The sequence below is a fragment of the Rhizobium sp. PDO1-076 genome, from assembly GCF_000247475.1.
GTDB lineage: Bacteria > Pseudomonadota > Alphaproteobacteria > Rhizobiales > Rhizobiaceae > Allorhizobium.
Genome location: NZ_AHZC01000369.1, coordinates 1 through 548, shown reverse-complemented (window position 1 = coordinate 548; position 548 = coordinate 1). Strand labels below are relative to the sequence as shown.

1 protein-coding gene is annotated in these 548 nt (G+C 55.7%); it reads right to left on the bottom strand.

What is annotated here, in order from left to right; translation table 11 throughout:
- Positions 1–205: 205 nt before the first annotated feature.
- Entirely contained in the window at positions 206–412 is a 207-nt protein-coding gene (locus PDO_RS17435; RefSeq protein ID WP_007605027.1) for an antitoxin VbhA family protein, read from the bottom strand.
- Between the last annotated feature and the right edge of the window lie 136 nt (positions 413–548).

Below are 548 nucleotides of genomic sequence, written 5' to 3'. Positions count from 1 at the left end.
TCCGTGATCGCATATTCGGCTTCGTGCAGTTCTGAATGACTCCGGATTATTCAGCTTGTTCTTCAGAACATCCTTGAAATCCTTATCCTCTGAAGTGTTGGGATAGGTGTAGGAACCTTTGGCTTCATCATCGCGGGCCAAGCGAAACCTCATGCAAAAAGGCCGCCTGAGATGTCAGACGGCCAAAACCATCTCCAGGTAACGATCAATCTCGCTTAAAGCGGGCCAGCATCTCTTGGCGCATTTCCTCGGAAGTGATGTCTCCCGCCACGTAGCGGGCCTTTGCTTCTTCCAGAACCGGGTCGCCGGTGTAACCCTGCCGCATATTCGCGGCGCGTGCCTGATCTGAGGCCTTGTTCCGTGCTCCAACAGCTTCCGGAGAGCGATCGGGGCGAGGGGCATGAACGTTCATTGGCAAAGCCTCCAGTTATTGCGCCAATTTAGCATGAAACGGGCCGAATATCCAGCGAAGGCGGGGAAATCCGGCTCTTTCATGCGCGGAGTGTCGACATCGCACCGCTCTTGGCGGGTGCCGGTGTCTTCGGGCT

What these genes read in the sequence shown, in the direction of transcription:
- PDO_RS17435 (WP_007605027.1), bottom strand. Translation starts at nt 412, where the DNA reads ATGAACGTTCATGCCCCTCGCCCCGATCGCTCTCCGGAAGCTGTTGGA.